The organism is Celeribacter halophilus, assembly GCF_900114135.1.
In the GTDB taxonomy this organism is placed as follows: domain Bacteria; phylum Pseudomonadota; class Alphaproteobacteria; order Rhodobacterales; family Rhodobacteraceae; genus Celeribacter; species Celeribacter halophilus.
This window is the reverse complement of the sequence record NZ_FORY01000054.1, coordinates 1-2,535: the sequence shown is the minus strand read 5'-3', so window position 1 is coordinate 2,535 and position 2,535 is coordinate 1. Positions and strand designations below refer to the sequence as shown.

Below are 2,535 nucleotides of genomic sequence, written 5' to 3'. Positions count from 1 at the left end.
CGCACGGCGCGCTTGCCCAAACCGAAATCCATGATTATCAAAATCAAACCCGCAGACTCTCATTATGAACGAGGGGCCGATGGGGGGCAGGTCATCAAATATGAATATCAGCATGAGTGAGTTTTCACCTTCAGACTGCTACGAAGGACAAGAAACGACCGTCTGCGTCTTCAAGAACAATCTAAGCTCTGATGGAATGATATCGGTAATTTCAACGTTCTACACTAATCTGATCGTAATCTTGGTCGCCATACTCACCATAATCGGCATCATTGCCGCTCTAAGCATCCACTATTCCGCAAAACAACATGTAGAAACCGAATTACCGGAACTTACCGAACTATTCTTCACGACTGGGAAAGGAAAACCACTTTTAAAAGAAGGGTTTGATCAACAGTCATCTGCATTGCAGGTAAAACTGACAGAAGTGGAGGAATCAATATCCAGCCATACTGAATTTATCTCCGGTTTCTCAGACAGGCTAAATAAATTGGAATACAATATCGAGAACATGGATACTGGTCAGACTGTCACTTTAGAAGATAATAGCCAAGAGGATTAGGATGATGGTTAGCAAATCACCTCGACGGCCTCGGAAAGCAGATACCCCCGCCAGCGCTCGAGATTTGCCGCCCCCTGGGCTTCTTCAATCTCCTGAGCAAGTCATTCAATACTATAAACGAATGGGCCTTGAAGTTGATTCTTCAATCCCAATTGAGGCGATTATTGGAGCCAACCCAGAATTAGAACTAAGATATGCGGACCTCGGCATAAATGACGCCTACATAAAAAAAATTGCAGAAAACCGGTTTGAAATTGGCGTAAATAGCAAGCACCACCCGAACCGCCAAAGGTTCTCAATGGCTCACGAATATGGACACTACCTTCTTCATCGCGGCAAAATTCATGAAATGCCGGAAGGCGAACAAATCCTACATAGAAACGGGGACAGAAACCGCGTTGAGTATCAAGCAAATGACTTCGCTGCAGAGTTACTGATGCCCGAAATGTTGGTCAGAAAATCCTTTCGAAGTTCGGGAGGAAGCCTAAAAAAAATGTCTGACACACTATGTGTATCAAAAGAGGCGCTGAAGTATCGTTTGGAAAATCTTGGTTATAAAGTGACATGAACTACCACCTACTTCTAAAAACAGGTGACAGCGAACTCCGAGCTTGGAGAAACCTTTCCAAGGAACGGCAGGCCATGGTTTCAGTTCATTGTGAAATCACACGTGGGCGAAAGAAACCGAACAAGGACAAAACTGCACCATTTGAATACAACATCGACAAGGTGTTTGACACTATTAAGCAAGACTTTTTAAACGCGAAAATTTGCGTTATCGATATCACGCGCGAGCCAACTTTACGTTCAACTGAAACAGAAAGTTTAGGCCAACCTCACAACGGGTATGAAAAATGGGTCAACACCGTTAACAATCTGTATACAGACAACCCGAAAGTCAGGCCAACTCTAATCATAAACCCCCAAGAAACTGATGACTATGACACATTTCAATCCGATGTCTTCGCGCAGTTTGACTCATTTTCACAAACGTTTGACTTAATATCTTACAGAGCCTCAGTGCTGCACGACGATGGATTCGTAGATGACATAGCAATGTTATCTGACAGGGCAAATGACTTCATTGCCCAAGGCAACACCTTCGAAGTCCTACTCGACTTTGAATACATCCAGCCTTCTACCGCTGACCTACACGCATCATATATAGCCCCTATCATTAGGGAGATCCGCGAAGCTATTCCCGCCGCGCGAATAGTGTGTGTTGGAACATCTTTCCCTAAAAATGTAACGGACTTAGGGGACGAAGAACGCGACGAGTTTCGCCTCGAAGAATTTCAACTTCACGCGGAAATCAATCGCACGCAGAACCAGTTTATCGAATATGGTGACTACGGGTCCATAAATCCCATTCGGAATGACTTTAGTCCGCCTGTCGGCATTCATTTGCGTGCGCGAATAGACTTTCCAACCGAAACGAACACGATTTTTTATTATCGTGTCGCTCCAAAAATCGATAAAGACCGAAACATTCTTCTTTCACCACGAGTTACCATGTATAAAGATGCGGCAAAACGCGTGTATTCTGACGCCGCATTCACTCCGATTGAAGACTCTTGGGGCTGCAAAAAAATTATAGAGGCTGCTACAAAATCTCCTGAAGGGAAATCACCAAATTTTTGGATATCTGTTCGAATGGAAATCCATATTTGCAGACGCACGGATATTCTTTCAAAGATCACACAGAACTGAATGTAACGAGAAATAAATTCATTTCTCTCGTCACTTTACATCTCGGCCGCCATTTTCATAATTCTTTCAAGCTCCTCATCATCACTTTTACTTGCTGCAATTGTCCGCTCCAAATGCAGCACAATGGGCAAGTAATTTCTATAATCCGAACGGTTACGCATTATTCGAAGCGTAATCATCCGGCGTAGGCCACAGGGAGACCTCCGCGCTCACTCCTGGTCCATTTCGATCAGATCGCGTAGGTTTTCGATACCGAACGTCGT

Annotated in this window: 3 protein-coding genes; all 3 read left to right on the top strand. The window is 44.2% G+C overall.

What is annotated here, in order from left to right; all coding sequences use genetic code 11:
- The first annotated feature begins 100 nt into the window (after positions 1-100).
- The 3 genes from BM152_RS18695 to BM152_RS18685 are packed head-to-tail and all read left to right on the top strand — an operon-like array spanning position 101 to position 2,272.
- Entirely contained in the window at positions 101-562 is a 462-nt protein-coding gene (locus BM152_RS18695) for a hypothetical protein (RefSeq protein ID WP_139222561.1), read from the top strand.
- Between the two features lies 1 nt (position 563).
- Positions 564-1,130 (top strand): ImmA/IrrE family metallo-endopeptidase, encoded by a 567-nt coding sequence (locus tag BM152_RS18690; protein WP_066603793.1) that lies wholly within the window; start codon positions 564-566, stop codon positions 1,128-1,130.
- Positions 1,127-2,272 (top strand): beta family protein, encoded by a 1,146-nt coding sequence (locus tag BM152_RS18685; protein WP_074914680.1) that lies wholly within the window; start codon positions 1,127-1,129, stop codon positions 2,270-2,272. Before BM152_RS18690 ends, BM152_RS18685 begins: the two co-directional genes overlap by 4 nt.
- The last annotated feature ends 263 nt before the right edge of the window (positions 2,273-2,535 follow it).